Source organism: Streptomyces sp. PR69, assembly GCF_026420845.1.
Taxonomy (GTDB): domain Bacteria; phylum Actinomycetota; class Actinomycetes; order Streptomycetales; family Streptomycetaceae; genus Streptomyces.
In genome coordinates this window covers 132386-156350 of the sequence record NZ_JAOWCB010000015.1, presented here as the reverse complement: position 1 = coordinate 156350, position 23965 = coordinate 132386, and the positions used below count along the sequence as shown (strand labels likewise).

The window sequence follows — 23965 nt, the reverse complement described above, 5'->3', positions numbered from 1 at the left end:
GCCCGCAGGGGACCGGCCCGCGGTGGCCGCGGAACATGCCCCCCGGCAGGCGTCCGTCGCGCGGAGCGGGGCCGTCATGGCCGCCGGGTCCGTCGTGTCGCGGGCCACCGGGTTTGTGCGGTCCGCAGCAGTGGCCGCGGCGCTCGGGGTGGGGGTGGTCGCCGATGGGTACGCCGTCGGGAACTCCGTGCCCACCATCGTCTATATGCTGCTCCTCGGCGGCGCGCTGAACGCCGTCTTCGTGCCAGAGCTCGTCAAGGCCGCCAAGGAGCACGACGACGGCGGAGCCGCGTACACCGACCGCCTGCTCACCGTCTGCACGGTCGCACTGCTCGCGCTCACCGCCGCGGCCGTGCTCGCCGCGCCCGCCATCGTCGACGTCTACACCGACTACACGGGCGGGCAGCGGACCGCCACCGTGGCCTTCGCCCGCTACTGCCTGCCGCAGATCTTCTTCCTCGGGCTGTTCACCCTGCTCGGGCAGGTGCTCAACGCCCGCGGCCGGTTCGGCGCGATGATGTGGACGCCCGTCCTCAACAACGTCGTCGTCATCGCCGTGTTCGGGCTGTTCCTGGCCACGGCGGGCACCGGCGGCACGCTCACCCCCGCCGAGACCGCCCTCCTCGGCTGGGGCACCACCGCCGGCATAGCCGTCCAGGCGCTCGCGCTGTGGCCGTCGCTGCGCGCGGCCCGGTTCCGCTGGCGGCCGCGGTTCGACTGGCGCGGCAGCGGGCTGACCCGGCCGCTGCGCTCCGCGGGCTGGCTGGTCCTGCTGGTGCTGACCAACCAGCTGGCGTACTGGGCGGTGACCCGGCTCGCCACCGCCGCCGGCACCCGGGCCGCCGCCCTCGGCATCGACGGCGGCGCGGGCTTCAGCGCGTACAACAACGCCTATGTGCTGTGGGCCGTGCCGCACGGCATCGTGACCGTTTCCCTGGTCACCGCCCTGATGCCGCGGATGAGCGGCGCGGCCGCCGACGGCGACGCCGCGGCCGTGCGCCGGGACGTCTCCTACGCCCTGCGCAACAGCCTCGCCGTCGTCGTGCCCGCCGCCTGCGCGCTGTTCGCGCTCGCCCAGCCGGTCATGGCGCTCGTCTACCAGCACGGCAGGACCGACGCCGGCGACATCGCCGTCATGGCGGGCGCGCTGATGGCGTTCGCGCCCGGGCTGATCGCCTTCTCCGGCCAGTACGTGCTCTCCCGCGCCTTCTACGCGCTCTCCGACACCCGTACGCCCTTCCTGCTCAATCTGGTGATCGTGGTGCTCAACGCGGGCGGCTCGGCCGCCGCGTATCTGCTGCTGCCCGCGCGCTGGGCGGTCACCGGCATGGCCGGGGCCTACTCGGCCGCCCTCTTCGCGGGCTGGGCCGTCACCGCGTACGCCCTCCGCCGCAGGCTCGCCGGACCCTCCGGCCCGCGCCCCCGCCCCCGCCCCGGCCCCGGCTCCCGCCCCGGCCCCGGCTCCCGCCCGGACGCCCGCGCCCGGCTGTGGCGCTCCCCGACGGCCGCCGCCCTCGCCCGGCTGCTGCTCGCCGCCGCCCCCGCGGCAGTCCTCGCCCGCCTCGCCGCCGAGCAGACCGCCGACCACGGCCCGCTTGCCGCCGCCGCGGCGGGCGCGGCCGCCATCGCGGCGGTCTACGCGCTGCTGGCCCGGCCGCTGCGCCTCGACGAGGTGCAGGCCGTGCTCCGAAAAGCCGGCCGCCGCTTCAGGCGCACCAGCTGACCCCCTCCGACCTGCCCGGACACACCGTTGGGACACTCCACTCATGCCACGCGTCCTGCTCATCGAAGACGACCCCTCCGTCCGTGAAGGCGTCGAACTCGGGCTGCGCCGACGCGGGCACGATGTGCGCAGCGCGGGCACCGGGGAGTCCGGGCTCGCCGCACTCGGCGACTTCCGCCCCGATCTGCTGCTGCTGGATCTGATGCTGCCGGGCCTGAACGGCGTGCAGATCTGCCGCCGGGTCCGGGAGACCAGCCAGCTGCCGATCATCATGCTCACCGCCCGCGGCGACGACTTCGACGTCGTCGTCGGGCTGGAGGCGGGCGCCGACGACTACATCGTCAAACCCGCCCGCACCGATGTGATCGACGCCCGGATCAGGGCGGTGCTCCGCCGGATCGAGCCGCCCGCCGGGCGGCCCGCCGTCGAGGTCCACGGCGAACTCGCCGTCGACCGCGCCGGGCTGAGCGTCTCCAAGTCCGGGCAGCCGCTCACGCTCGCGCCCTCCGAGCTGAAGCTGCTGCTGTATCTGACCGCCGCGCCCGAGCAGGTCTTCAGCAGACAGCAGCTCCTCGAACACGTCTGGGAGCACAGCTACCACGGCGACGCCCGGCTGGTCGACGCCTGTGTCCGGCGGCTGCGGAACAAGATCGAGGACGTGCCCGGCAGCCCCCGCTACATACAGACCCTGCGCGGCTTCGGCTACCGCTTCGGCCCGCTGTGAGCGTCGCACGCGGGGCAGCCGGGTCGCAGGCGTCGGCGATGGCCGGAGTTTCGCCGAGTGGGCGGAGAAGCGAACAAGATGATGCTGTGAGCGTCGCGCGCGAGGCAGCCGGGTCGCAGGCGGCGGCGATGGCCGGAGTTTCGCCGAGTGGGCGGAGAAGCGAACAAGACAACGCTGCGAGCGCCGCACGCGAGGCAGCCGGGGAAGCACAGGACCGCGCACAGGCCCGCAAGCCCCGGGCGCGCTTCGGGCTGCGCACCCGCCTCGTCCTCGCCTTCCTCCTCGTCGCCGCCGTCAGCGCGGGCACCACCGCCACCCTCACCTACCGCGAAGCCCGCAACGCCATCCTGGAGCAGGCGCAGGACACCGCCGTCTCCTCCTTCCGCGACCAGGTGGCCACCCTCGCCGTCGGCCTCCCCGTGGACCGCCGCCACCTCCAGCAGGTGCTGCACCGCATCGCCGGCCGGGGAAAGCCCCGCCCCTGGTTTGTCTTCGCCGAGTACGGATCGGTCCGGGTCTCCTCCACCAGCAATCCCGTCTCCACCGTCATCACCCCGGAGCTGCGCAGCGCCGCCCACGCGAACCCCCGCGGCAGCTTCCAGCGCGTCGTCAAGGGCGGCACCCCCTACCTCACCATCGCCGTGCCCGCGGTCTTCGCCACCGGCCACTCCTCCCAGCCCAGCGGGCTGATTCTGTACGCGGTGATGCCGTTGACGGACGAGGAGGCCAATGTACGGGCCATGGTGATCGCCGCCCGTGACGGCGCGGTTCCCGGGCTCGCCGTGGCGCTCGTGCCCGCGCTGCTGTCCGCCCGGAGCGTGCTGCGGCCGGTGCGGGAACTGCGCGAAGCGGCCCGCAGCATGGGCCGCGGCCGGCTCGACACCCGTATCCAGGCCAAGGGGTCGGATGAACTCGCCGACCTCGCCCGCACCTTCAACGAGTCCGCGGGCGCGCTGGAGCGGTCGGTGGACGAACTCCAGCGCGCCGAGGTCCGCGCCCGCCGCTTCGCCGCCGACGTCTCGCACGAACTGCGCACCCCGCTCGCCGGGATGCTCGCCGTCACCGAACTCCTTGACGAGGACGCCGGGTCGCTGGACCCCGACACCGCCGCCGCCGTCCGGCTGATCAGCGTGGAGACGGGCAGACTCGCCACCCTGGTCGAGGATCTGATGGAGATCTCCCGCTTCGACGCGCGCGCCGCCGAACTGCACCTCGACGAGGTCGACATCGCGGAGACGGTCCGCAAGACCCTGCACAGCCGCCGCTGGAGCGACCCCGCCGGCCCCACCGGCCCCGTCGGCGTCGTCGCTGATCTGCCCGAGGGCATCCGCGCCCGCGTCGACCCGCGGCGCTTTGACGTCATCGTGGCCAATCTCGTCGGGAACGCGCTGCGGCACGGCGCCGCGCCCGTCACGGTCCGGGTGCGCACCGGGACCGCCGGCGCCCACAAGACCGCTGAGACCCCTGAGCCGGGGCCGGACGTCCTGGTCATGGAGGTCGCCGACAGCGGCCCCGGCATCAGCGAGGAGGCCATGCCGTATCTCTTCGACCGCTTCTACAAGGCGGACGCCGCCCGCACCCGCTCGGCGGGCAGCGGCCTCGGGCTGGCCATCACCCTGGAGAACGTACGGCTGCACGGCGGCACGGTCCGCGCCGCCAACGCAGCGGACGGCGGGGCCGTGTTCACCGTCGAGCTGCCCCTGACGGCGGAGGAGCCGCCGGCCGCGCAGGAGGCGACGCCGTGAGGCGGGCCCTGCGCCGTGCCGTCGTGGCATCGGCGGCCGTGCTGCTGGCGGGCTGCGGAGTGCAGGGGACCGGTGTCGTCGAGGCCGGCGGACCCGCCACCATCGAGGTCTACCCCGACGAGGAATACCGGCTGCTGCTGTTCTTCGTCGGCCCCGAGGGGCACCTGGTGCCGGTGGCCCGGTCGGCCGACTCGGACCTCAGCGACCGCAAAGAGCTGCGCGTAGCGCAGGAGGCGATCGGCAAGAGCCTCACCGCGCTGACGGCGGGGCCGCTGCCGCACGAGCAGGAGACCGGGCTGGACAGCGCCCTGCCCCCGCCGCCCGTCGGCCCGATGCGGGTGCTGCCGTCCTCCGGGTTCCCCGGCCGGGTCGAGATCAGGGCCCCGTTCGCGGTGCGCGGGCTGCCGGAGAACGCCGTACGCCAGCTGGTGTGCACCGCCGCGTACGCCGCCGACACCGAGGGCGCCGCCGAGGTGCTCCTCACCGGCCCGGACGGCAAACTGCCCGCGGCGCGCTGCGGCGAAGAGAACGCAGCAGACGCAGCCGACGCCTCGCCCACGTCACCGGCCGTCGAGACCCGCCCCCTCACCCTCAGGCAGTCTTCAGCTCCGCCAGCACCGCGTCCGTGAACGGCGGCCACGCCTCGATCGCCCACGGCCCGAACGCCCGGTCCGTCAGCGCCGCACACGCCGCGCCCGCGTCCGGGTCGATCCACAGGAAGGCGCCCGACTGGCCGAAGTGCCCGAAGGTGCGCGGCGACGACGAGACGCCCGTCCAGTGCGGGGACTTGCCGTCGCGGATCTCGAAGCCGAGGCCCCAGTCGTTGGGCTTCTGATGCCCGTAGCCGGGCAGGATGCCGGTCAGCCCCGGATGGACGACGGTCATCGCCTCCAGGACCGTACGGGCGTCGAGCAGCCGCGGGGCCTGCACCTCGGCGGCGAAGCGCACCAGGTCGTCGACCGTCGAGACGGCGTCCTTGGCCGGGGACCCGTCGAGCACGGTCGAGGTCATCCCCAGCGGTTCGAGAACCGCCTGCCGCAGATACTCCGCGAACGGGATGTCCGTCGCCTTGGCGATGTGGTCGCCGAGCACCTCGAAGCCCGCGTTGGAGTAGATCCTGCGTGTGCCGGGCGCGGCGACCGCGCGGTGCTCGTCGAAGGCGAGCCCGGAGGTGTGGGCGAGCAGATGCCGCACGGTCGAGCCCTCGGGGCCGGCCGGCTCGTCGAGTTCGACCGCCCCCTCCTCGTACGCCACGAGCACCGCGTACGCGGCGAGCGGCTTGGTGACGGAGGCGAGCGGGAAACGGCGTCCGGTGGGGCCGTGCGCGCCGGCCACGGTTCCGTCCGCGCGTACGACGGCGGCCGCCGCGGTTGGGGCCGGCCAGTTCTCGATCATCGCCAGGCTCTGCATGCGTACGAGCCTAAGGGGTGGGCGGACATATGTACGGAACGGGCCCCTGTACCGAACGGCCCCTGTTCGGAACGGGCCCCTGTACGGAACGTTCCCGCCAGGTGACCGTGCGGTCGGCCCGGCGTCACGCCAGCCCCAGCGCGAACACCGCGAAGAACGCCGCCAGCAGGCCCGCGACCACCCGCCGCCCCCGGCCCGCGCCGTGCCACGGCGCCTCGAAGGCGCGGGTGCGGCGGCCGATCAGGACCAGCAGGGCCGCGAACAGCGGCAGCCAGGCCAGCCGGGCCACGATCCACCCGGCCGTCTCCGGGGGCGTGGTCAGGCCCGGGACCGCGCCCAGGAAGGAGGCGGCGGGCACGGCGGCGGCCAGCATGGCCGTCTGATGCCAGCACAGGACCGTCATCGCCGACAGATTGACGACCACGACCGGGGCCCACAGCGCGGGCCGGCGCAGCAGCCCGGCGATCCGGTCCCGCAGCAGGATCGCCGCCCCGCTCTGCGCCGCGGCCAGCGCGAGGACGAGCAGCGACGGCGGATGGGAGTTCGTACGGGCCGCGCCGGGCACGCCCACCATCGACGCGGGATAGCCGAACACCAGCAGCAGCGCCGCGAACAGGGCCGCGCCGCCGAGCAGCAGCACCGCGGCGGCGCGCCGTCCGAGACGGCGCTCGCCCCAGGCGACGCCCAGCTGGTAGGCGAAGAGCCAGCCGGGCAGGATGTTCAGCGCGCTCAGCCAGGACGGCATCGCCTCCGCGTACGGGCCGTAGCGCAGGACGTCCACGACCGCGACCGCGCCCAGCAGCGGGGCGGCCGAGGCGGCCCCGAAGCGGCGGGCGGCCCGTACGCAGTACGGGGTGAGGGCGGTGACCGCCGCATAGACGCCGACGAACCACAGGGGCTGGATCACCAGCGTCGTGGCGGTCCTGACCGTGTCGCCCGGCACGCCCAGCGCGTACAGCACGGGGATCAGCGCCGCCCACACCGCCGTCACACCGAGCACCGGCCTGCCCAGCCGGGCCAGCCGGCCCCTCAGCCAGTCGCCGGCCGTGCCGGTGCGGCGGCGGTAGGAGAGCACGGAGGCATAGCCGCCGACGAGGAAGAAGACGCCGAGCATCTGGAGCACCCAGCTGACGGGCGCGAAGAAGCCGAACGCGGACAGCGGGCTGGCGTTGTGCAGCGCTCCCGCGGAGTCCAGGGTGAAGCCGCCGAGCATCCAGTGGCCGACGGGCACGGCCAGCAGGGCGAGCGCCCGCAGGCCGTCGATCGCGCGGTCGCGGTGCGCCGGGGTCTGCGCGTCGATCCGGGCGGCTGCCTGGGCGGCTGCCCGCGCGGGTGTCCGGGTCTGTGTCCGGGTCTGTGTCCGGGTCTGTGGCCGGGTCTGTGGCCGGGCGGCTGCCCGGGTCAGCATCGGCGCGGGTGTCCGGGTGAGCGCCCGGGAGGGCATCCGGGCGAATGCCGAGAAGGGGATCACGTCACGTCCCCTTCCGCGATCGCGGCGAACGCGCGCAGCGAGTCCGTGCCGGGCGTGAGATAGCCCGCGTGGCCGGTGACGTCGTCCGCGGCGACACGGCGGGCGCCGAAGCCGGCCCCGGCCGGATCGTTGCCGTGGCCGAGCCCCGCGAACCGTACATTCGGGACCTTCGATATCCAGTCGTCGGGGCTCTTCGCCGCCCAGACACGGGCCGTGGTGTGCAGATCGGCAGCGTGGTCGGCGCGCATGCCCGGCGACCCGAAGACCACGATGTCGCTGACGTCGAGGTCCTTCGCCGCCAGCCCGCACACCACGGAGCCATAGCTGTGGCAGAACAGCGCCGGCTTGTTCACCCCGTTCGCGGCGAGCCCCTCGGCCAGCCCGGTCAGCCGCTCGGCGCCCGCCTCCGCGAGACCGCCGGTCGCCGCGTCCAGTCCCACGCCGACGGGCGTGGTGTACCCGGCCCAGGCGATGACCGCGGTCCTGCCGTGCGTCGCCTCCGTCAGCGCCCGCGCCATCGCCGCCGTACGGTCGAAGTGGTCCGCGTCCACATCCGACCCCGGCACGATCACGGCGACGCGCTCGGCCCCGGCGATGTCCCCGTACACCTCGGCGAGTTGGCCGCGGCCGCGCGGATCGTAGGCGAGGACCCGCCGGTGAGAACCCTCGGCGAGACCGAGCGTCCGGGCGTTCGCCGCAAAGCGCAGCGACAGCGGCGCGCCGTCCAGATTGCCGACGACCAGCGGATGCCTGCGGACCAGTGCGCTGCGCTGATCCCCGGTCAGCGAGGCGAAGAACGCGGCCACTTGGGCGGGCGACGCGGCGGCCGGGTCGGGCAGCGGGCGGCCCAGCGAGGTGTCCGCCGTCCATGCGGCGCTGCCCGGCGGCGGTCCGGTGACCGGGCGCTGCGCGTTCCCCGAGGCCCAGCCGGCCGTCCCCGCGACCACGGTGGCCGCCAGCGCGGCGGCGGCCAGGGTCCTCTTGTAGCGGCGCATCGTGTCGTCTCCCTCTGAGCGGTCCTTCGGCGTGAGGGAGCCGAACGTAGGAAGGGGACGACCGCGCGCGGATCACACCGCGGAGCCAACTCCCCGGTGATACCGGGGTAGGGGGTGTACGAGGCCTCGCGCGCGGGCTCAGACGCCGTCGCCGGGCTTCACCAGACCCGACTCATAGGCGAAGATCACCGCCTGGGCGCGGTCGCGCAGCTCCAGTTTGGCCAGCACCCGGCCGATGTGGGTCTTCACGGTCTGCTCCGCGAGCACCAGCCGCTCGGCGATCTCCTGGTTGGACAGTCCGCGGGCGATCAGCTCCAGGACCTCGGTCTCACGGGGCGTCAGCCCGTTCAGCCGCAGCGACGCACGGTCCCTGCGCGGAGCGGGGCGCTGGGCGGCGAAGTCCGCGATCAGCCGGCGGGTGACCGAGGGGGCCAGCAGCGCCTCGCCCGCGGCCACCACCCGCACCGCGGCGATCAGATCGGCCGGCGGCGCGTCCTTGAGGAGGAAGCCGGACGCCCCGGCGCGCAGCGCCTCGTACACATAGTCGTCCACGTCGAAGGTCGTCAGCATCAGCACCTTGGGGCGGTGGACTGCTCCCGGCGGAGGGGCCAGCAGCTCGCGGGCCGCCGCCAGCCCGTCCATCTCGGGCATCCGCACATCCATCAGCACCACATCGGGATGGGCGGCCCGGCTGACGTCGACGCCCGCGCGGCCGTCCGGGGCCTCGCCCACCACGTCGATGTCCGGCTGCGCGGCGAGCAGCGCGGCGAATCCCGCGCGGACCATGGCCTGGTCGTCGACGATGATCACGCGGATGGTCACGCGGGGGCCTCCGGGGCGGTGGTTTCCGTGGTGTGTGCGGAATCTGCCGCGTCTGCGGCGTCTGTGCTGTGTGCGGCGCCGGCGGGGGCGAGCGGCAGCCGCGCGGCGACCCGGAAGCCCCCGTCCGGCAGCGGCCCGGCGTCCAGCGTGCCGCCCGTCAACCGTACGCGCTCCCGCATCCCGACCAGTCCGTGCCCGGTGCCCGCCGTCTCCAGCGGCGAACCGGCCTTGCGCGCGGGCCCGTTGACGACCAGCACGGTCAGATGCCCGCCGTCGGAGGTCACCGACACCCGGACGCTCGCTCCGGGCGCATGCCGTACGACGTTGGCCAGCGCCTCCTGGACGATGCGGTACGCCGACAGATCCACCGCCTGCGGCACCGGCCCCAGGCCCGCCGGCAGCGACAGCTCGGCCGGCACACCCGCCCGCACCGTCGCCTCCACCAGTTGCTGCACCCGGTCGAGCCCCGGCTGCGGGGCCCGCTCACCCGCCGCGTTCTCACTGCGCAGCACCGCGAGCAGCCGCCGCATCTCGGTGAGCGACTCACGTGCGCTCGCCGCGATCGTGCCGAACTCCTCGCGGGCCGCCTCGGGCAGCCCTTCGATCCGATACGGCGCGGAGTCCGCCTGCACCGTGATCACCGACATATGGTGGGCCACCACATCGTGCAGCTCGCGGGCGATCCGCGCCCGCTCCTCCAGCAGCGTGCGCTGCGCGCGCTCCGCCTCGCTGATGGTCTCCTGCTCGACGAGCCTGCGCTGCGCCTCCGAGCGCTCCCGCACCGCGCCGCCGATGACCAGCACGACGCCGCTGAGGACGAACAGAAGGACATTGCTGCCCTCGCTCAGCCCCGGCCGGAGCTGCCCGAGGACGAGGCCCACGCCGCCGGTCAGCAGCCATACGGTCAGCAGGGTGCGGCGCGGCTCCCGCAGCGCGAGCGCCAGCATCAGAAACAGATAGCCGATGAGGATGGGCGGCGGCCAGGGCCAGGTGACGCTGTCCTCCGGCTGAAGCCCCGCGAGATTCAGCGCGCAGACGACGTCGACCGGGAAGATCACCCACCAGGCCTGGAGCGGCCGGTGCGCGATCGCCAGCAGCGGCGCCGCGGAGCCGGTCGCGATCGCGCCCGCCAGCGCGGCGTTCATTCCGTACTGATCGGTCAGGACAGTCACCGTGACCGGCAGGAACGTCGCGGTGAGCGCCACCACGGCGAGATACGGCAGCAGCCGCTGCCACCGCCGGGGCGCCCCGGCGAGCAGCGCGACAGGCGGATGTGAGGGGTGCGCGAGCCCGCGCAGCGCGGCCCGTACACCGGAAGGCGCGGAGCGCAGGGCGCGCATGGGGGAGGCCTGGGGGGAGGGGGGACGGGGTGTGGAGGACATGACCCGGCCCAGCGTATGCGCCCGCGCCGGACCGGGCGTCATACCGGGGTCCGCCCCGCGTCCTCATACCGGGGTATGAGGGAGCGGGGTCCGGTCCCGGTCACAGCTGCGCCAGCAGCTCCGCCTTCTTGGTGGTGAACTCCTCGTCCGTGACCAGCCCCGCCTGGTGCAGCTCCCCCAGATGCCGGATTCGCTCCGCGATGTCCGCGGGGTCGCGGCGGGCCGAGGGGATCGTCAGGGCCGGGACGGCCGACGTCGTGCGGACCGCCTCCAGCACCGCCGCGGCGAACGGCAGCGACTCGTGCACCGGCCCGTAACCCAGCCCGAACACCACCGCGGCGGGGTCCTGGTCCGCCTGCCCCGCGGGTGTCTTCCCGTTCCGCAGCAGCCGCAGACAGCCGTCGAAGACCTCGGGCGAGCGCCACTCGACCCCGCTCAGCTCCGCCACCGGGAAGCTCTGGTCGCCGGCCTTCCACTTCGCCGACGACGCGCCCGTCCAGAACCAGCGGAAGGAGACATGCGAGCCGTCGAAGGAGGCCTTGCCGTCATACGCCTTGAAGTGCAGCGGCGGGGGCGGGGCCGCCACGGTGAAGCGGTCCGCCGGCCGGTCCGCGTCCGGGCCGAGGCGGGCGCGCAGCTCGTCGGCGTAGTACTCGGCGAGCGTCTCCCGCTCGGCAGGCAGCACCAGCCGGTACGGGTCGCAAACCTCCTTGAGCTGGCCCGCGGCCGCCTCCATCAGCGGATCCGCGCCGGATCTGGGCACGGCGCGCAGCACTACCGTCCCCCGCTTGCCGGGAGTGAGCGTCACCGACGCCAACGCCTCGTGGGGGATGCGCCGTTCACCGAGCGCGGAGAGGAGCTTCGGCGTGCGGATCCCCCGTTCGAAGCGGATGAGCACGGAGTCGGACTCGAACTCCCAGGTGGCTTGAATTCCCGCCAGCACATCACCCATACGCCTCATCGTATGCGGCGTACGCCCGCGCGTCGCCCCTTGGCAACCAGCCAAATCCACCCGGATCCACCTCGATCCACGATGGTCTACGCGCGTCAGAGACCGCTTCCGCCGGAAATTCCCCTGCGGCAGTGCCGGTGTCCCGGCGCACACTCCACCTCGTCGTAGGAACCGACGCCTAGCGCGGCGAAGTTCGCCAGACTACCGGTTCCCGGCTCGAAATAGCCCCCGTGACCGACCGCGCCCGCCGCCGACAGCACCCGGGCGCCGAAGCCCGGCGCGACCGGGTCCTCGCCGTGCCCGAGCCCGCCGAGCGCCAAATGCGGCACATCCCCGATCCAGTCGTCCTCGTCCCGCATCGCCCACACCCGGGCGTGAGTGCCCAGGCCCGCGACGTTCTCCGCCCGCATGCCGGGGCTGCCCGCCACCGCCAGATCGCTGACGCGCCGCGGCAGGCCGCGCGCGGCGACCCCGCAGACCACCGAGCCATAGCTGTGGCAGAACAGCGCGACCTCCGAGTCGCCCGGCAGCGCCTCGGTGAGCGCCGTCAGCCGCACCGCGCCGCTCTCCGCGAGCCGGCCGATCGCCGAGTCCATGCCGATCCCGACGGGTGCGGTGTAGTCCGCCCACGCGATGACCGCCGTACGGACGCCGGGCGCCGCGGCCCGCTCGGCGGCGTACAGCGACTGCGCCATGCCCACCGGGGCGGTGTACTTGCGCGCGGTCTTCTGGAAGGTGAGCAGACTGGTGTCGACGCCCGGGACCACGACCGAGACCCGGTCGGCGCGTTCGAGGTCGCCGAAGACCTCGGCGACCTTCCCCGAACCGGACGGGTCGAAGGCGAGGATCTGCCGGTCGCGGGCCATCAGCGCCTCAAAGCGGTGCAGCCGGCGGACGGCGGTGTGCCGGCCCTCGCGGGTCAGCCGGGACGCGGCCTTGCCAAGCCGCTCGCGCTCCGTCTTCAGCGTCGCGCCGAGAGAGCTGCGGTTGGCACGGTAACGCAGGCTGACGGGCGCGCCGTTGAGATTGCCGACGATACGGGGAAAGCGATCCGCGAGCCCGGTCTGCCGCGCCGCGCCGATCGACGCGAAGAAAGCGGCGACGCGCCGCGGCGGAGCGTCGGGCGACGGCAGGGCACGGGTCCCCACCCGCTCCTTCCGCCACCCGGCCAACTCGGCCTCCAGCGCGTCGCGTGGACCGCCCTGGTGCCGTACGGCGGTCCAGCCGGTCGTCGCCAGCATCACGAACACGACGGCCAGGGCCAGCAGTGCGCGCCAGACGGAGAGGGTGGGGGAGGAGTCGAAGGAAGTCACTGCGGGACACCCTAGGAGACTCATGTGCACCGCTGTGAATACCGTGAGGCAGATCACGTTTCGCGCCTGCGCGCACCGTGGACGTGCACGGCTGTCGGGCTGACAGCCTGGATGTCGCCTATCCGGGTGATCGGCTCCAAGGCCCCTTCCCCGGCTGGGGCCGGGCGGCTCACCGTGGTCCCACGGCAGGACCACACCGTACGGGGGAGAACCAGATGCGGACGACCGTCACCGCCACGGCTGCCGCCGCCTTCGCGGTGCTCGCCGCGACCGCCGCCGCCCTGCTGCCGGCCACCGCCACGGCTGCCGCCGCCCTGTTGCCGGCCACTGCCGCCACCGCCACGGCGTCCCCTGCCGCCACGGCGTCCCGCGCCGCCGCGGACCTCGGGCCCTGCGGGCCGGGGCAGCTCTGTCTGTGGCCCGAGGACGACTTCCAGGGAACCCGCCGGACCTTCGAACTCACCCACATCGACATCGAATCCTGCGTCCGGCTGCCGTCCGGTGCCGCGGCCCAGTCGCTGGCCAACAGGACCGGACGGCCGGTCACCACCTACCAGTCGGCGGAGTGCGCGGAGACGGGCGAGTTCGAGACATATCCCGGCAGCGGGACATGGGCCCCGCGGTCGCCGTACCGGGTGAGGGCGTTCAAACTGTGGGAGAGCTAAGCGCTGTCGCCCCGGAGCGTCCCGGTGGCGCGGGTGCGGGGTGCCAGACATAGCGGACGTCCGGCTCCTTTTCCTCGTTGCGCCGCCCGTCGGACCACTCGACGGCAGTGAAGCCGTGCCGCTCGTAGAACCGCCGCGCAGGCCCGTTGACCTGGAACGTCCACAGCCCCAGCCCCTGCGGGCGGCGGCGCTTCGCCAGCTCCGTGAACCGGTCCCCCACACCCCGGCCGCGCCATGCCGGATCAAGGTAGAGCTGCTCCAGCTCCGAGCCGTCGAGCGCCAGCAGCCCGATCACCGATCCCCCGGCGTCCGCCACCCAGGTCTCGTACCGCTCCACGACGACATGGCTGAACCAGCTCCGCACCGCGTCGTCGCTGTGCGCACGGCGTACGGTCGGCAGCGCGGCGGCGAAGGAACGCAGCCACACCTCCGCCATGGCGGGTGCGTCGGAGGAGCTGGCGCGCCGGAGAACCAGAGCCCCGGCGGTCATGACCCGGCCGCGGGCTGGGGCGCGGGGACCGGGACGGAACCCGACGCGGGGCCGGGCGTGGGGCGCTGTTCGGGGTCCGGCGCGGGGTCCGGCTCGTGACCCGGCTGCGACAGCCGTGCCACCTCGGCCCGCAGGGCGCGGACCTCGGCGGTCAGCACCTCGATGGCCTCGGACTGACGGCGCTCGGCGTCCTCGTCCTTCTCGAAGCGGGCGATGAACCAGGCCGCGATGTTCGCCGTGACCACACCGAGCAGTGCGATGCCGGAGAGCATCAGCCCCACGGCCAGGACGCGGCCGATGCCCGTTGTGGGCGCCATGTCTCCGTACCCCACCGTGGTCATCGTGGTGAACGCCCACCACAGGGCGTCGCCCAGCGACTGGATCGACGCACCGGGCTCATGCCGCTCCACCTCCAGCACCGCCAGCGCCCCGAAGATCAGCAGCCCCAGGCAGGAGCCCGCCACATACACGGTCACCCGCACCTGCGAGGCCATACGGGCCCGCTGGCCCGCGAGCAGCAGCATCGAGACCAGCTTGAGCAGCCGCAGCGGCTGGAGAAGCGGGAGCAGGACGGCAAGCAGCGAGAGCGGGTTGGCGCGGACGAAACGCAGCCGGTTCTCGGCGAGCCACAGCCGCACGGCGTAGTCCACGGCGAACGCCGTCCAGACCGCCCAGTTGGTGATCACGCACATGGTGCGCACCCAGGGGGCGGAGTCGGGGGCGACGATGGGGACGGCGTACGCGACGGCGAAGGCGGCGGCGAGCCAGAGGAGCGGACCTTGGCTGCGCCGCTCCCACCGATCTTGGGCGGACGTTTCGTTCATGCGCGCCATGCTAGGGGCTCTGCGGGACGCCCCCTCTTTCCGGTGCGGGGGCTTCGCCCCCGCACCCCCGTGCGGCGCCGCGCGCGGGTCTTCCCGGGTGCGGGTCCTTGCCCACCCTCCCGCCCGCGGCTGGCGGAGCACTGGAAACGGGAGGGTGGGTGGGAGAGGCACCGGCCCGGGCCCCGGGCGACCCGCACGGATGCGCAGCCGCACCCCCGCGCCCCGGGGCCCAGACGCCAGCCGAGGCGCGCCCGAGCCTTGGGCCCCGTGCGCCTCGGGCCCCGTACGCCCGCCGCAGGCGACTACGCGTCGCCGCCCGCCGCCCCCGGCTCCGCCGCCGCGACGTCCAGCAGCTGGTACCGGTCGATCGCCTGCTTCAGCACGGAGCGGTCGAGCTTCCCCTCCCGCGCCAGCTCCGTCAGCACCGCCAGCACGATCGACTGCGCGTCGATGTGGAAGTACCGCCGTGCCGCGCCGCGGGTGTCGGCGAAGCCGAAGCCGTCGGCGCCGAGGGAGGTGTATGTCCCGGGCACCCAGCGGGAGATCTGGTCGGGCACGGACCGCATCCAGTCGGAGACCGCGACGAACGGCCCGGCCGCCCCGGACAGCTTCCGGGTGACGTACGGAACGCGCTGCTCCTCCTCCGGGTGGAGGAGGTTGTGCTCATCCGCGGCGACGGCGTCGCGCCGCAGCTCGTTCCAGGAGGTCGCCGACCATACGTCGGCGCGGACGTTCCACTCCTCGGCCAGCAGCCGCTGCGCGTCCAGGGCCCAGGGCACGGCGACGCCGGACGCCAGGATCTGGGCGGGCGCCTCGCCGGACTCGCCGGCCTTGAGACGGTGGAGGCCCTTGAGGATGCCCTCCACGTCCACGTCGTCGGGTTCGGCGGGGTGCTGGATGGGCTCGTTGTAGACGGTCAGGTAGTAGAAGACGTCCTCGCCGTGGGGGTGTTCGGCGTCGGAGCCGTACATCCTGCGCAGTCCGTCCTTGACGATATGGGCGATCTCGAAGCCGAAGGCGGGGTCGTAGGCGACGCACGCCGGATTCGTGGAGGCCAGCAGCTGTGAGTGGCCGTCGGCGTGCTGCAGGCCCTCGCCGGTGAGCGTGGTGCGCCCGGCGGTCGCGCCCAGGACGAAGCCGCGTGCCAGCTGGTCGGCCATCTGCCAGAACTGGTCGCCGGTGCGCTGGAAGCCGAACATCGAGTAGAAGACGTACACCGGGATCAGCGGTTCGCCGTGGGTGGCGTAGGCGGAGCCCGCGGCGATCAGCGAGGCGGTGCAGCCGGCCTCCGAGATGCCGTCGTGCAGCATCTGCCCGGTGGGGGACTCCTTGTAGGCGAGCAGCAGCTCGCGGTCGACCGCCTCGTACTGCTGCCCCAGCGGGTTGTAGATCTTGGCGCTCGGGAAGAAGGAGTCCATGCCGAAGGTGCGGTACTCGTCCGGCGCGATCAGCACGAACCGCCTGCCGATCTCCTTGTCCCGCATCAGGTCCTTCAGCAGCCGGACGAACGCCATGGTGGTGGCGATGGACTGCTGTCCGGAGCCCTTCTTGACCGCCGCGTACGCCTTGTCGTCAGGCAGCGGCAGCGGCTTGGCGCGCACGACGCGGGTCGGTGCGTATCCGCCCAGCGACTTGCGCCGGTCGTGCATGTACTGGATCTCTTCGGAGTCGCGGCCGGGGTGGTAGTAGGGCGGCAGGCCGCTTTGAAGATCCTTGTCCGCGATGGGCAGGTGCAGCCGGTCCCGGAAGCCCTTGAGGTCGTCGACCGTCAGCTTCTTCATCTGGTGGGTGGCGTTGCGGCCCTCGAAGTTCGGGCCGAGGGTCCAGCCCTTGACGGTCTGGGCGAGGATCACCGTGGGCTGGCCCTTGTGCGCGCGGGCCGCCGAGTACGCGGCGTAGATCTTGCGGTGGTCGTGGCCGCCGCGGCCGAGCATCAGGATCTGGTGGTCGGTCATGTTCGCGACCATCGCGCGCAGCCGGTGGTCGTCGCCGAAGAAGTGGTCGCGGATATATGCGCCGGTCTCGGTGGCGTACGTCTGGAACTGCCCGTCCGGCGTGGTGTTCAGCTTGTTGACCAGCACGCCGTCGCGGTCCTGGGCGAGCAGCGGGTCCCAGGTGCGGTCCCAGATCAGCTTGATCACATTCCAGCCGGCGCCGCGGAACTGCGACTCCAGCTCCTGGATGATCTTGCCGTTGCCGCGCACCGGGCCGTCGAGGCGCTGGAGGTTGCAGTTGACCACGAAGGTCAGATTGTCCAGGCCCTCGCGGGCGGCGATGGAGAGCTGGCCGAGGGACTCCGGCTCGTCCATCTCGCCGTCGCCGAGGAAGGCCCAGACGTGGGACTTGGATGTGTCGGCGATGCCGCGGGCCGCCATATAGCGGTTCATCCGCGCCTGGTAGATCGCGCTGATCGGGCCCAGGCCCATGGAGACGGTCGGGAACTCCCAGAAGTCCGGCATCAGCCGCGGATGCGGATATGACGACAGGCCGTCGGGGGCCTTGGACTTCTCCTGGCGGAAGCCGTCGAGCTGGGCGTCGCTGAGCCGGTCGAGGAGGAAGGCGCGGGCGTAGATGCCGGGGGAGGCATGGCCCTGGAAGAAGATCTGGTCGCCGCCGTCGCCCTCGTCCTTGCCGCGGAAGAAGTGGTTGAAGCCCACGTCGTAGAGGGAGGCGGAGGAGGCGAAGGTGGCGATGTGGCCGCCGACGCCGATCCCGGGGCGCTGGGCGCGCGAGACCATGACGGCCGCGTTCCACCGGGTGGCGTTGAGGATCTTCCGCTCGATCTCCTCGTTGCCGGGGAAGAACGGCTCGTCCTTGGTGGCGATGGTGTTGACGTAGTCCGTGGAGCGCATCTCGGGCACGGCCACGCGCTTCTCGCGGGCCCGCTCGATCAGGCGGAGCATCAGGTAGCGGGCGCGCTCCCGCCCCCGCTCGTCGACGGCGGCGTCAAGGGAGTCCAGCCACTCCTGGGTCTCTTCGGGATCAAAGTCCGGGACCTGACTGGGAAGGCCGCCAATGATGATCGGGTTGCGATCTGATCCGGGAGCCACGCTATTCCTTCACTGTTAGGAGAGGTTGTGACAGGGCGGGAGATGTGACAGGGCGGACGTGCACCGTCTCCCATCGTGTACCGCTGGACGGGAAACGTCATCTCTACCCAGGGGTAACCATGAAGTCCTGTGTCAGGTCGCGGGCGGGTGGTGGGCGGGTGGTGTGCGCACCGTGAGCGCGTCGTAAGCGCGCACCGGGATCGCGCAGGCGTTCCGGCGCTTTGTTCGGGATTGGATGGCGTACGAGGGCGGGGCGCCGGGAAGAAAAGCCGCAAAGGCTGTCGAAGGGTGTGCCCTAGATCACCTTCAGTCCCCCGAGCGTGCCTGGACTTGCGGCGAGACGGCCCTAAACGTCACCGTTTCGGCGGTCTCGACGGCCGGGTACTTGCGCGATCCGCCCAGCACGTGTGGACTACGGCCAACGCCGCGCGTACGCGCGCGGCTGAAGCATTTTCCACACACGATCAGGAGGCAAGCCGTGAGCGCGACCGCGGACCACGCGGAGGAGCGGACCAACCCGGCTGGAAAGCTGGGGTTCTCTCCCGGACAGGTGGTCCAGGAGATCGGTTACGACGACGACGTCGACCAGGATCTCCGTGAAGGCATCGAGTCCGTGATCGGTCAGGAACTCGTGGACGAGGACTACGACGACGTCGCCGACGCCGTCGTGCTCTGGTTCCGCGACGAAGACGGCGATCTCACGGACGCGCTGGTCGATGCCATCGGCCTGCTCGACGAGGGCGGCGACATCTGGCTGCTGACCCCCAAGACCGGTCGTGACGGATACGTCGAGCCGAGCGATGTGAGCGACGCGGCCAGGACCGCCGGCCTCACCTCGACCAAGAGCATCAGCGTCGGCAAGGACTGGTCGGGCGTCCGCCTCGCCGCCCCCAAGCGCTGAGCCCTCCCCCTTCAGCGCACTCGCCCATGGGGCCGAGTCGCACCCCGCAGGCCCCCGTGGCGGCTCCGGCCGCCGCGGGGGCCCTTGCGCAGGCGCGTAGGGTGGGGCTTCACCGGCACGGCCCAGCAGGAGCGGACTTCCCGGAGAGGTGGAGTGGACATGGCGATCGAGGTCGGCGCACAGGCCCCGGACTTCGAGCTGCGGGACAATCACGGACGCACCGTGCGGCTCGCGGACTTCCGCGGCGGCAAGCGGGTCGTCCTGCTCTTCTATCCGTTCGCGTTCACCGGCGTGTGCACGGGCGAGCTGCGCGCGCTCCAGGAGCGGCTGCCGTCGTTCGTCAACGACGAGACACAGCTGCTCGCCGTCTCCGCCGACTCGATGCACAGCCTGCGCGTCTTCGGCGAGCAGGAGGGCCTGGACTATCCGCTGCTCTCCGACTTCTGGCCGCACGGCGAGGCCGCGCGGGCGTACGGCGTCTTCGACGAGGAGAAGGGCTGCGCGGTGCGCGGCACCTTCGTCATCGACGCCTCGGGCGCCGTGCGCTGGACCGTCGTCAACGACCTGCCGGACGCCCGGGATCTGAACGACTACATCAAGGCACTCGACACCCTGTGATTCTGCGGCCGAAGTGTCTGTTTGACCCGGGAACCGGTCACTAGGATCCAAACGTTGATCCGATGCAAGGCACAACGGGGGCGCTGCCCCTGACAACCAATGGAGGGACTCGTGGGAGTCAGCCTCAGCAAGGGCGGCAACGTCTCGCTGACCAAGGCCGCGCCCAATCTGACCGCGGTGACCGTCGGTCTCGGCTGGGATGTGCGGACCACCACCGGCACCGACTTCGACCTCGACGCCAGCGCCCTGCTGACCAACGCCGAGGGCAAGGTCGCCGTCGATGGCAATTTCGTCTTCTTCAACAACCTCAAGAGCCCCGACGGCTCGGTCGAGCACACCGGTGACAACCTCACCGGTGAGGGCGAGGGCGACGACGAGCAGATCAAGGTCAACCTCGCCGGGGTCCCGGCCGACGTCGAGAAGATCGTGTTCCCGGTCTCGATCTACGACGCCGAGACCCGACAGCAGTCGTTCGGCCAGGTGCGCAACGCCTTCATCCGCGTGGTGAACCAGGCCAACAACGAGGAGCTCGCCCGCTACGACCTGACCGAGGACGCCTCGACCGAGACCGCGATGGTCTTCGGCGAGCTGTACCGCCATGGCGCGGAGTGGAAGTTCCGCGCCATCGGCCAGGGGTACGCCTCGGGTCTGCGCGGCATCGCTCAGGACTTCGGCGTGAACGTCTGAGCGACGGCTGAGCCAGCGCACACCGCGCACAGCAGCATCCTGCGTCCGGCGCCGCACTGCCCAGTGCGGCGCCGGACGCGCCTGACACACCAGCGCCTGACACACCAGCTCCGCAAGCACCGCACCGCCGCCGAACCGCAAGCACCGCACCGCCGCCATACGGCCGCCGTACGGCCGGCATCGCCGCACGCACCGGCACATCACCCGGGGAGGACTCACCAACATGGGCGTCACACTCGCCAAGGGAGGCAATGTCTCCCTCTCCAAGGCCGCACCCAACCTCACACAGGTGCTGGTCGGACTCGGCTGGGACGCGCGCTCCACCACCGGAGCGCCCTTCGACCTCGACGCCAGCGCCCTGCTCTGCCAGTCCGGCCGGGTGCTGGGCGACGAGTGGTTCGTCTTCTACAACAACCTCACCAGCCCTGATGGCTCGGTCGAGCACACCGGTGACAACCTCACGGGCGAGGGGGACGGCGACGACGAGTCGCTGCTGGTGGATCTCGGCAAGGTGCCCGCCCACTGCGACAAGATCATCTTCCCGGTCTCCATCCATGAGGCCGACAACCGCGGCCAGACCTTCGGGCAGGTCAGCAATGCCTTCATCCGCGTGGTCAATCAGGCGGACGGCCAGGAGCTGGCCCGCTACGACCTGAGCGAGGACGCCTCCACCGAGACCGCGATGATCTTCGGTGAGCTGTACCGCTACGGCGGCGAATGGAAGTTCCGGGCGGTGGGGCAGGGGTACGCGTCGGGGCTGCGCGGCATCGCTCTAGACTTCGGAGTCAATGTTTCGTAAAGCCGTACGCGGCGCGGGGGCCAGCCGCTCCGGGGATCTCCCGGGCGGCCTCCATGACACGATTGGGTAGCCAGTGGTTCTCAAGACCTTCGGCTGGTCGTTCGCAGTGACTGCGCTCGGCCTGGTCGCGGCGGTGTTCTACGGGGGATGGACGGCCTTCTGGCTGGTCGCGATCCTGAGCATCCTGGAAGTCTCGCTCTCCTTTGACAACGCGGTGGTCAACGCCGGTGTGCTGAAGAAGATGAGCGAGTTCTGGCAGAAGATCTTCCTCACCATCGGCATCCTGATCGCCGTGTTCGGCATGAGGCTGGTCTTCCCCGTGGTGATCGTCTCGATCACCGCGCAGCTGGGTCCGATCGAGGCTGTCAACCTCGCGATGACCGACCATGCGCGATACGAGGAGCTGGTCACTGACGCCCACCCGGCGATCGCCGCGTTCGGCGGCATGTTCCTGCTGATGATCTTCCTGGAGTTCATCTTCGAGGAGCGCGAGATCAAGTGGCTGGCCTGGCTGGAGCGGCCGCTCGCCAAGCTCGGCAGGATCGACATGCTGTCGGCCTGCATCGCGCTGATCGTGCTGCTGATCACCGCCACCACCTTCGCCGTCCACGCCCATCAGTACGGCGGAGTCCACGCGGACAAGTCGGCGACCGTGCTGCTCGCCGGCGTCGCAGGTGTGGTCACCTACATGATCGTCGGCGGGCTCTCCGGCTTCTTCGAGGACAAGCTTGAGGAAGAGGAGGAGCGTGAGCACGAGGCGGAGGAAGAGGCCAGGAGGACCGGCAAGCCGCTGGCGGTGACCAAGCTCGTCGGCAAGGCCGCCTTCTTTATGTTCATGTACCTTGAGGTGCTCGACGCGTCCTTCTCCTTCGACGGCGTCATCGGCGCCTTCGCGGTCAGCAATGACCCGGTCGTCATCGCCCTCGGCCTCGGCATCGGCGCGATGTATGTGCGTTCGCTGACCGTCTATCTGGTCCGCCAGGGCACCCTCGACGACTATGTGTACCTGGAGCACGGCGCGCACTACGCCATCGGCGCGCTGGCCGTGATCCTGCTGATCACCATCCAGTACGAGGTCCCCGAGGTCGTCACCGGCCTGATCGGCGTGGCCCTGATCGCTTGGTCCTTCTTCGCCTCCGTGCGCCGCAACCGCGCCCTCGCGGCCGGGGGAGGGGACGGCTCCGGCTCCGAGGGTTCCGGCGGCTCGGACGGCTCAGGCGGCCCGGGCGAGAAGACCGAGGTGTCCTCCGGGGTGTGACCCCGGCCTGCAGCGGGAAGCGCTCAGAGCGGGGCGGTCTTGGGCCGGCGGCCTGAACCGCCCCGCTGTCGTATGCCCGAAACGCCGGTCGTGCGTCAGGGACACCGGGACATCTGGGGGTGGTGGAGATGGCTTTCTGGGACAGTCTGCGGGGCGGCAGGCGGTCATTTGACTTCGACGCGGGCGGCGGCGCCAACTCCATCGAACTGACCCGGCGGAAGCCGACCGTCTCCCTCACCAAGCAGGGCGCCGCCACCGGCAATCTGCGCGTCAACCTCTCCTGGCGCATGCGCACCTCCGACATCGAGGGCCGGTCCCGGCGGAGCGGCGGCCTGCTGCGCCACCCCTCCAAGCTCTTCCATCCGGAGGTCGTCCAGGCGCACACCCAGGGTGTGGTCAATGTGGACCTCGACCTCGGCTGTCTGTACGAGCTGACGGACGGCTCCAAGGGCGTCGTCCAGCCCCTCGGCGGCTTCCTCGGCAGCCTCAACGAGCCGCCGTATGTGAAGCTCAGCGGCGACGACCGGTTCGGCGCCCCCTCCGGTGAGACCATCTACGTCAATCTCGACCATCGCGACGACATCCAGCGACTGCTGTTCTTCGTCTATATCTATGACGCGACCCCGGCCTTTGACCGGACCCAGGCCAAGGTGACGCTCTACCCCAGCAATGGGCCACGGGTGGAGATTGACCTCGACGAGCGTGCCCCGCAGGCCCGCTCGTGCGCGCTGTTCAGCATGGAGAAGATCAAGGACGAGCTGGTGGTGCGCCGCGAGGTGAGGTTCGTCTACGGCTTTCAGGCCGAACTGGACCGGCTGTACGGCTGGGGTCTGCAGTGGGGGCGCGGCTACAAGAGCCGTGTCTGACCGACGTACGGCGGCGGTGCGGGGGCCGCGGGCGTACGAGTCACTGGCCTGCGAGTCACTGGCCTGCGGGTTGCGGGCCTGCGGGTTGCGGGCCCGCGGACTGGGGACCTGTCGGCTACGGGCGGACGAACTGCGGTCCCATCGGCGGCATCCGGAAGTCCTGGTCGGACACGGCCTGAGGATAGCCGTACGCGGGCGGCCCGGCGGGCGGCGCCGGTGCGGCGGCGGCCGGCGCCGGGACCGGAGCCGGGTGGGGATAGCCGTAGCCGGGCTGGGGCGCGGGCTGTCCGGCCCCGGGCTGTGTCGGGGCGGCCGGAGGGTAGCCATACGCGGGCGGCGCGGCCGGCATCGGCGGCAGCCCCGGCTGAGCAGCCTGCCCGGCCGCGGCGGGCCTGCCGGGGGCGGCGGCCTGCGGCGCGGGCTGAGCCGGAGTGGCGGCAGCCGGGGCGTCGCCCGCGGTCTCGCCGTCCGGACCGCTTCGCTCCGGACCACTTCCGCCCGGTCCGCCGCTGTCCGGCCCGCTTCCGTCGTGCCCGCTTCCGTCCGCACCCTCGTCCCCGGCCTCGTCGACCGAGATGCCGAAGGCCGTCGCCAGCCCCACCAGACCCGTCGGATAGCCCTGGCCCACCGCGCGGAACTTCCAGCCCGCGCCGCGCCGGTACAGCTCGCCGCAGATGATCGCCGTCTCCTCGCCGGTCTCCGGCACCACATCGAAGACGGCCAGCGGCGCATCGCCGCCGCCGTCGCCCGCGTCGTACACGGCGATCCGCAGGTCCGCCACCTGCTGGAAGGTCGCGCCGTCCGAGGACGCCGCCAGCACCACCTGATCGACGGACGGGTCCAGCCCCGCGAGATCCGCCTCGACGGTGTCCGTCAGATGCTCGGCGATCCGCTTCTTCGGCAGCCGGCGCACCAGCCCGGAAGGGTGCCGGGGCTGGTTGTAGAAGACGAAGTCCTCGTCGGAACGCACCCGGCCGTCGCCGCCGAGCAGCAGGGCGGAGGCGTCCACATCCGGGACCCCGCCGCCGGGGGTCCAGCGCAGCACGGCCCGTACCGCCGTGGCGTCAAGAGGGACGTTCGAGCCCTTCAGCATCGCGTGCGTCATGCCCGTCATCCTGCCTTCCCCGAGGGCGGGCGGACAACGCGGGGGGCCTGGCAGGCACCGGTGAGAAGCGGACGGGTCACCTGGATTTCATGCATGCGGGGAACTGCCGACACCCCCGCGTACGTACTATTACCGGCCACACGTCATCCGGCCCGCCACGGCAGT

The 23965-nt window shown here is 72.1% G+C and carries 22 protein-coding genes; 11 read left to right on the top strand and 11 right to left on the bottom strand.

The window, feature by feature from the left end:
* The 4 genes from murJ to OF819_RS17215 all read left to right on the top strand — a co-directional run.
* Positions 1-1723, top strand: a 1723-nt coding sequence (gene murJ / locus OF819_RS17230) for a murein biosynthesis integral membrane protein MurJ (protein ID WP_416370558.1), incomplete at its 5' end; no start/stop codon positions are given.
* A 43-nt stretch (positions 1724-1766) separates the two neighbouring features.
* Entirely contained in the window at positions 1767-2447 is a 681-nt protein-coding gene (locus OF819_RS17225) for a response regulator transcription factor (RefSeq protein WP_267244432.1), read from the top strand.
* Between the two features lie 128 nt (positions 2448-2575).
* Entirely contained in the window at positions 2576-4192 is a 1617-nt protein-coding gene (locus tag OF819_RS17220; protein ID WP_267244443.1) for a sensor histidine kinase, read from the top strand.
* Positions 4189-4821 carry a hypothetical protein gene (locus OF819_RS17215; protein WP_267244431.1) on the top strand — a complete coding sequence of 211 codons (633 nt, stop codon included), beginning with the start codon at positions 4189-4191 and terminating at the stop codon, positions 4819-4821. Before OF819_RS17220 ends, OF819_RS17215 begins: the two co-directional genes overlap by 4 nt.
* Here OF819_RS17215 and OF819_RS17210 read toward each other — a convergent pair.
* The 7 genes from OF819_RS17210 to OF819_RS17180 all read right to left on the bottom strand — a co-directional run bounded on the left by OF819_RS17210 (position 4784) and on the right by OF819_RS17180 (position 12537).
* Positions 4784-5602: a serine hydrolase domain-containing protein gene (locus OF819_RS17210; protein ID WP_267244430.1), complete on the bottom strand. Its 819-nt coding sequence runs from the start codon at positions 5600-5602 to the stop codon at positions 4784-4786. The genes OF819_RS17215 and OF819_RS17210 overlap by 38 nt on opposite strands.
* A 124-nt stretch (positions 5603-5726) precedes the next feature.
* Positions 5727-7010, bottom strand: a complete 1284-nt coding sequence (locus OF819_RS17205) for an acyltransferase family protein (protein ID WP_267244442.1) — start codon at positions 7008-7010, stop codon at positions 5727-5729.
* A gap of 59 nt (positions 7011-7069) precedes the next feature.
* Positions 7070-8068: an alpha/beta hydrolase gene (locus OF819_RS17200; RefSeq protein WP_267244429.1), complete on the bottom strand. Its 999-nt coding sequence runs from the start codon at positions 8066-8068 to the stop codon at positions 7070-7072.
* A gap of 138 nt (positions 8069-8206) precedes the next feature.
* On the bottom strand, positions 8207-8890 hold the full coding sequence (locus OF819_RS17195) for a response regulator (protein WP_267244428.1): 684 nt from the start codon (positions 8888-8890) through the stop codon (positions 8207-8209).
* The gene (locus tag OF819_RS17190; RefSeq protein ID WP_267244427.1) at positions 8887-10272 is read right to left on the bottom strand and encodes a sensor histidine kinase; all 1386 of its coding nucleotides are present in this window, start codon (positions 10270-10272) and stop codon (positions 8887-8889) included. The genes OF819_RS17195 and OF819_RS17190 overlap by 4 nt, the downstream gene beginning before the upstream one ends.
* A 100-nt stretch (positions 10273-10372) precedes the next feature.
* Positions 10373-11224 (bottom strand): DUF4429 domain-containing protein, encoded by an 852-nt coding sequence (locus OF819_RS17185; RefSeq protein WP_267244426.1) that lies wholly within the window; start codon positions 11222-11224, stop codon positions 10373-10375.
* Between the two features lie 95 nt (positions 11225-11319).
* The gene (locus OF819_RS17180; protein ID WP_267244425.1) at positions 11320-12537 is read right to left on the bottom strand and encodes an alpha/beta hydrolase; all 1218 of its coding nucleotides are present in this window, start codon (positions 12535-12537) and stop codon (positions 11320-11322) included.
* A 215-nt stretch (positions 12538-12752) separates the two neighbouring features.
* On the opposite strand from OF819_RS17180, the gene OF819_RS17175 reads away from it, so the two are divergent.
* The gene (locus OF819_RS17175) at positions 12753-13202 is read left to right on the top strand and encodes a peptidase inhibitor family I36 protein (RefSeq protein WP_267244424.1); all 450 of its coding nucleotides are present in this window, start codon (positions 12753-12755) and stop codon (positions 13200-13202) included.
* On the opposite strand, the gene OF819_RS17170 is transcribed toward OF819_RS17175, so the two are convergent.
* The 3 genes from OF819_RS17170 to aceE form a co-directional block, all read right to left on the bottom strand.
* A complete protein-coding gene (locus OF819_RS17170) occupies positions 13183-13692 on the bottom strand; it encodes a GNAT family N-acetyltransferase (protein ID WP_267244423.1) in 510 nt (169 codons plus the stop codon). The two genes, OF819_RS17175 and OF819_RS17170, sit on opposite strands and share 20 nt — an antisense overlap.
* Positions 13689-14525: an ion channel gene (locus OF819_RS17165; protein ID WP_416370557.1), complete on the bottom strand. Its 837-nt coding sequence runs from the start codon at positions 14523-14525 to the stop codon at positions 13689-13691. The genes OF819_RS17170 and OF819_RS17165 overlap by 4 nt, the downstream gene beginning before the upstream one ends.
* Before the next feature lie 293 nt (positions 14526-14818).
* The gene (gene aceE, locus OF819_RS17160; protein ID WP_267244421.1) at positions 14819-17566 is read right to left on the bottom strand and encodes a pyruvate dehydrogenase (acetyl-transferring), homodimeric type; all 2748 of its coding nucleotides are present in this window, start codon (positions 17564-17566) and stop codon (positions 14819-14821) included.
* Positions 17567-18044: 478 nt separating this feature from the next.
* On the opposite strand from aceE, the gene OF819_RS17155 reads away from it, so the two are divergent.
* The 6 genes from OF819_RS17155 (at position 18045) to OF819_RS17130 (ending at position 22695) form a co-directional block, all read left to right on the top strand.
* Positions 18045-18467, top strand: coding sequence for a DUF3052 domain-containing protein (locus OF819_RS17155; RefSeq protein WP_267244420.1), 423 nt, complete (start codon positions 18045-18047; stop codon positions 18465-18467).
* Between the two features lie 159 nt (positions 18468-18626).
* Complete coding sequence (locus OF819_RS17150; protein ID WP_267244419.1) at positions 18627-19085, top strand: peroxiredoxin; 459 nt, start codon at positions 18627-18629, stop codon at positions 19083-19085.
* 111 nt (positions 19086-19196) lie between these two features.
* On the top strand, positions 19197-19772 hold the full coding sequence (locus OF819_RS17145; protein WP_267244418.1) for a TerD family protein: 576 nt from the start codon (positions 19197-19199) through the stop codon (positions 19770-19772).
* A gap of 223 nt (positions 19773-19995) precedes the next feature.
* A complete protein-coding gene (locus OF819_RS17140) occupies positions 19996-20571 on the top strand; it encodes a TerD family protein (RefSeq protein ID WP_267244417.1) in 576 nt (191 codons plus the stop codon).
* Positions 20572-20644: 73 nt separating this feature from the next.
* Entirely contained in the window at positions 20645-21829 is a 1185-nt protein-coding gene (locus tag OF819_RS17135) for a DUF475 domain-containing protein (RefSeq protein ID WP_267244416.1), read from the top strand.
* Between the two features lie 128 nt (positions 21830-21957).
* Positions 21958-22695: a TerD family protein gene (locus tag OF819_RS17130; RefSeq protein ID WP_267244415.1), complete on the top strand. Its 738-nt coding sequence runs from the start codon at positions 21958-21960 to the stop codon at positions 22693-22695.
* A 115-nt stretch (positions 22696-22810) separates the two neighbouring features.
* Here the strand turns inward: OF819_RS17130 and OF819_RS17125 are convergent, their stop codons facing one another.
* Positions 22811-23809: a TerD family protein gene (locus OF819_RS17125; protein WP_267244414.1), complete on the bottom strand. Its 999-nt coding sequence runs from the start codon at positions 23807-23809 to the stop codon at positions 22811-22813.
* Between the last annotated feature and the right edge of the window lie 156 nt (positions 23810-23965).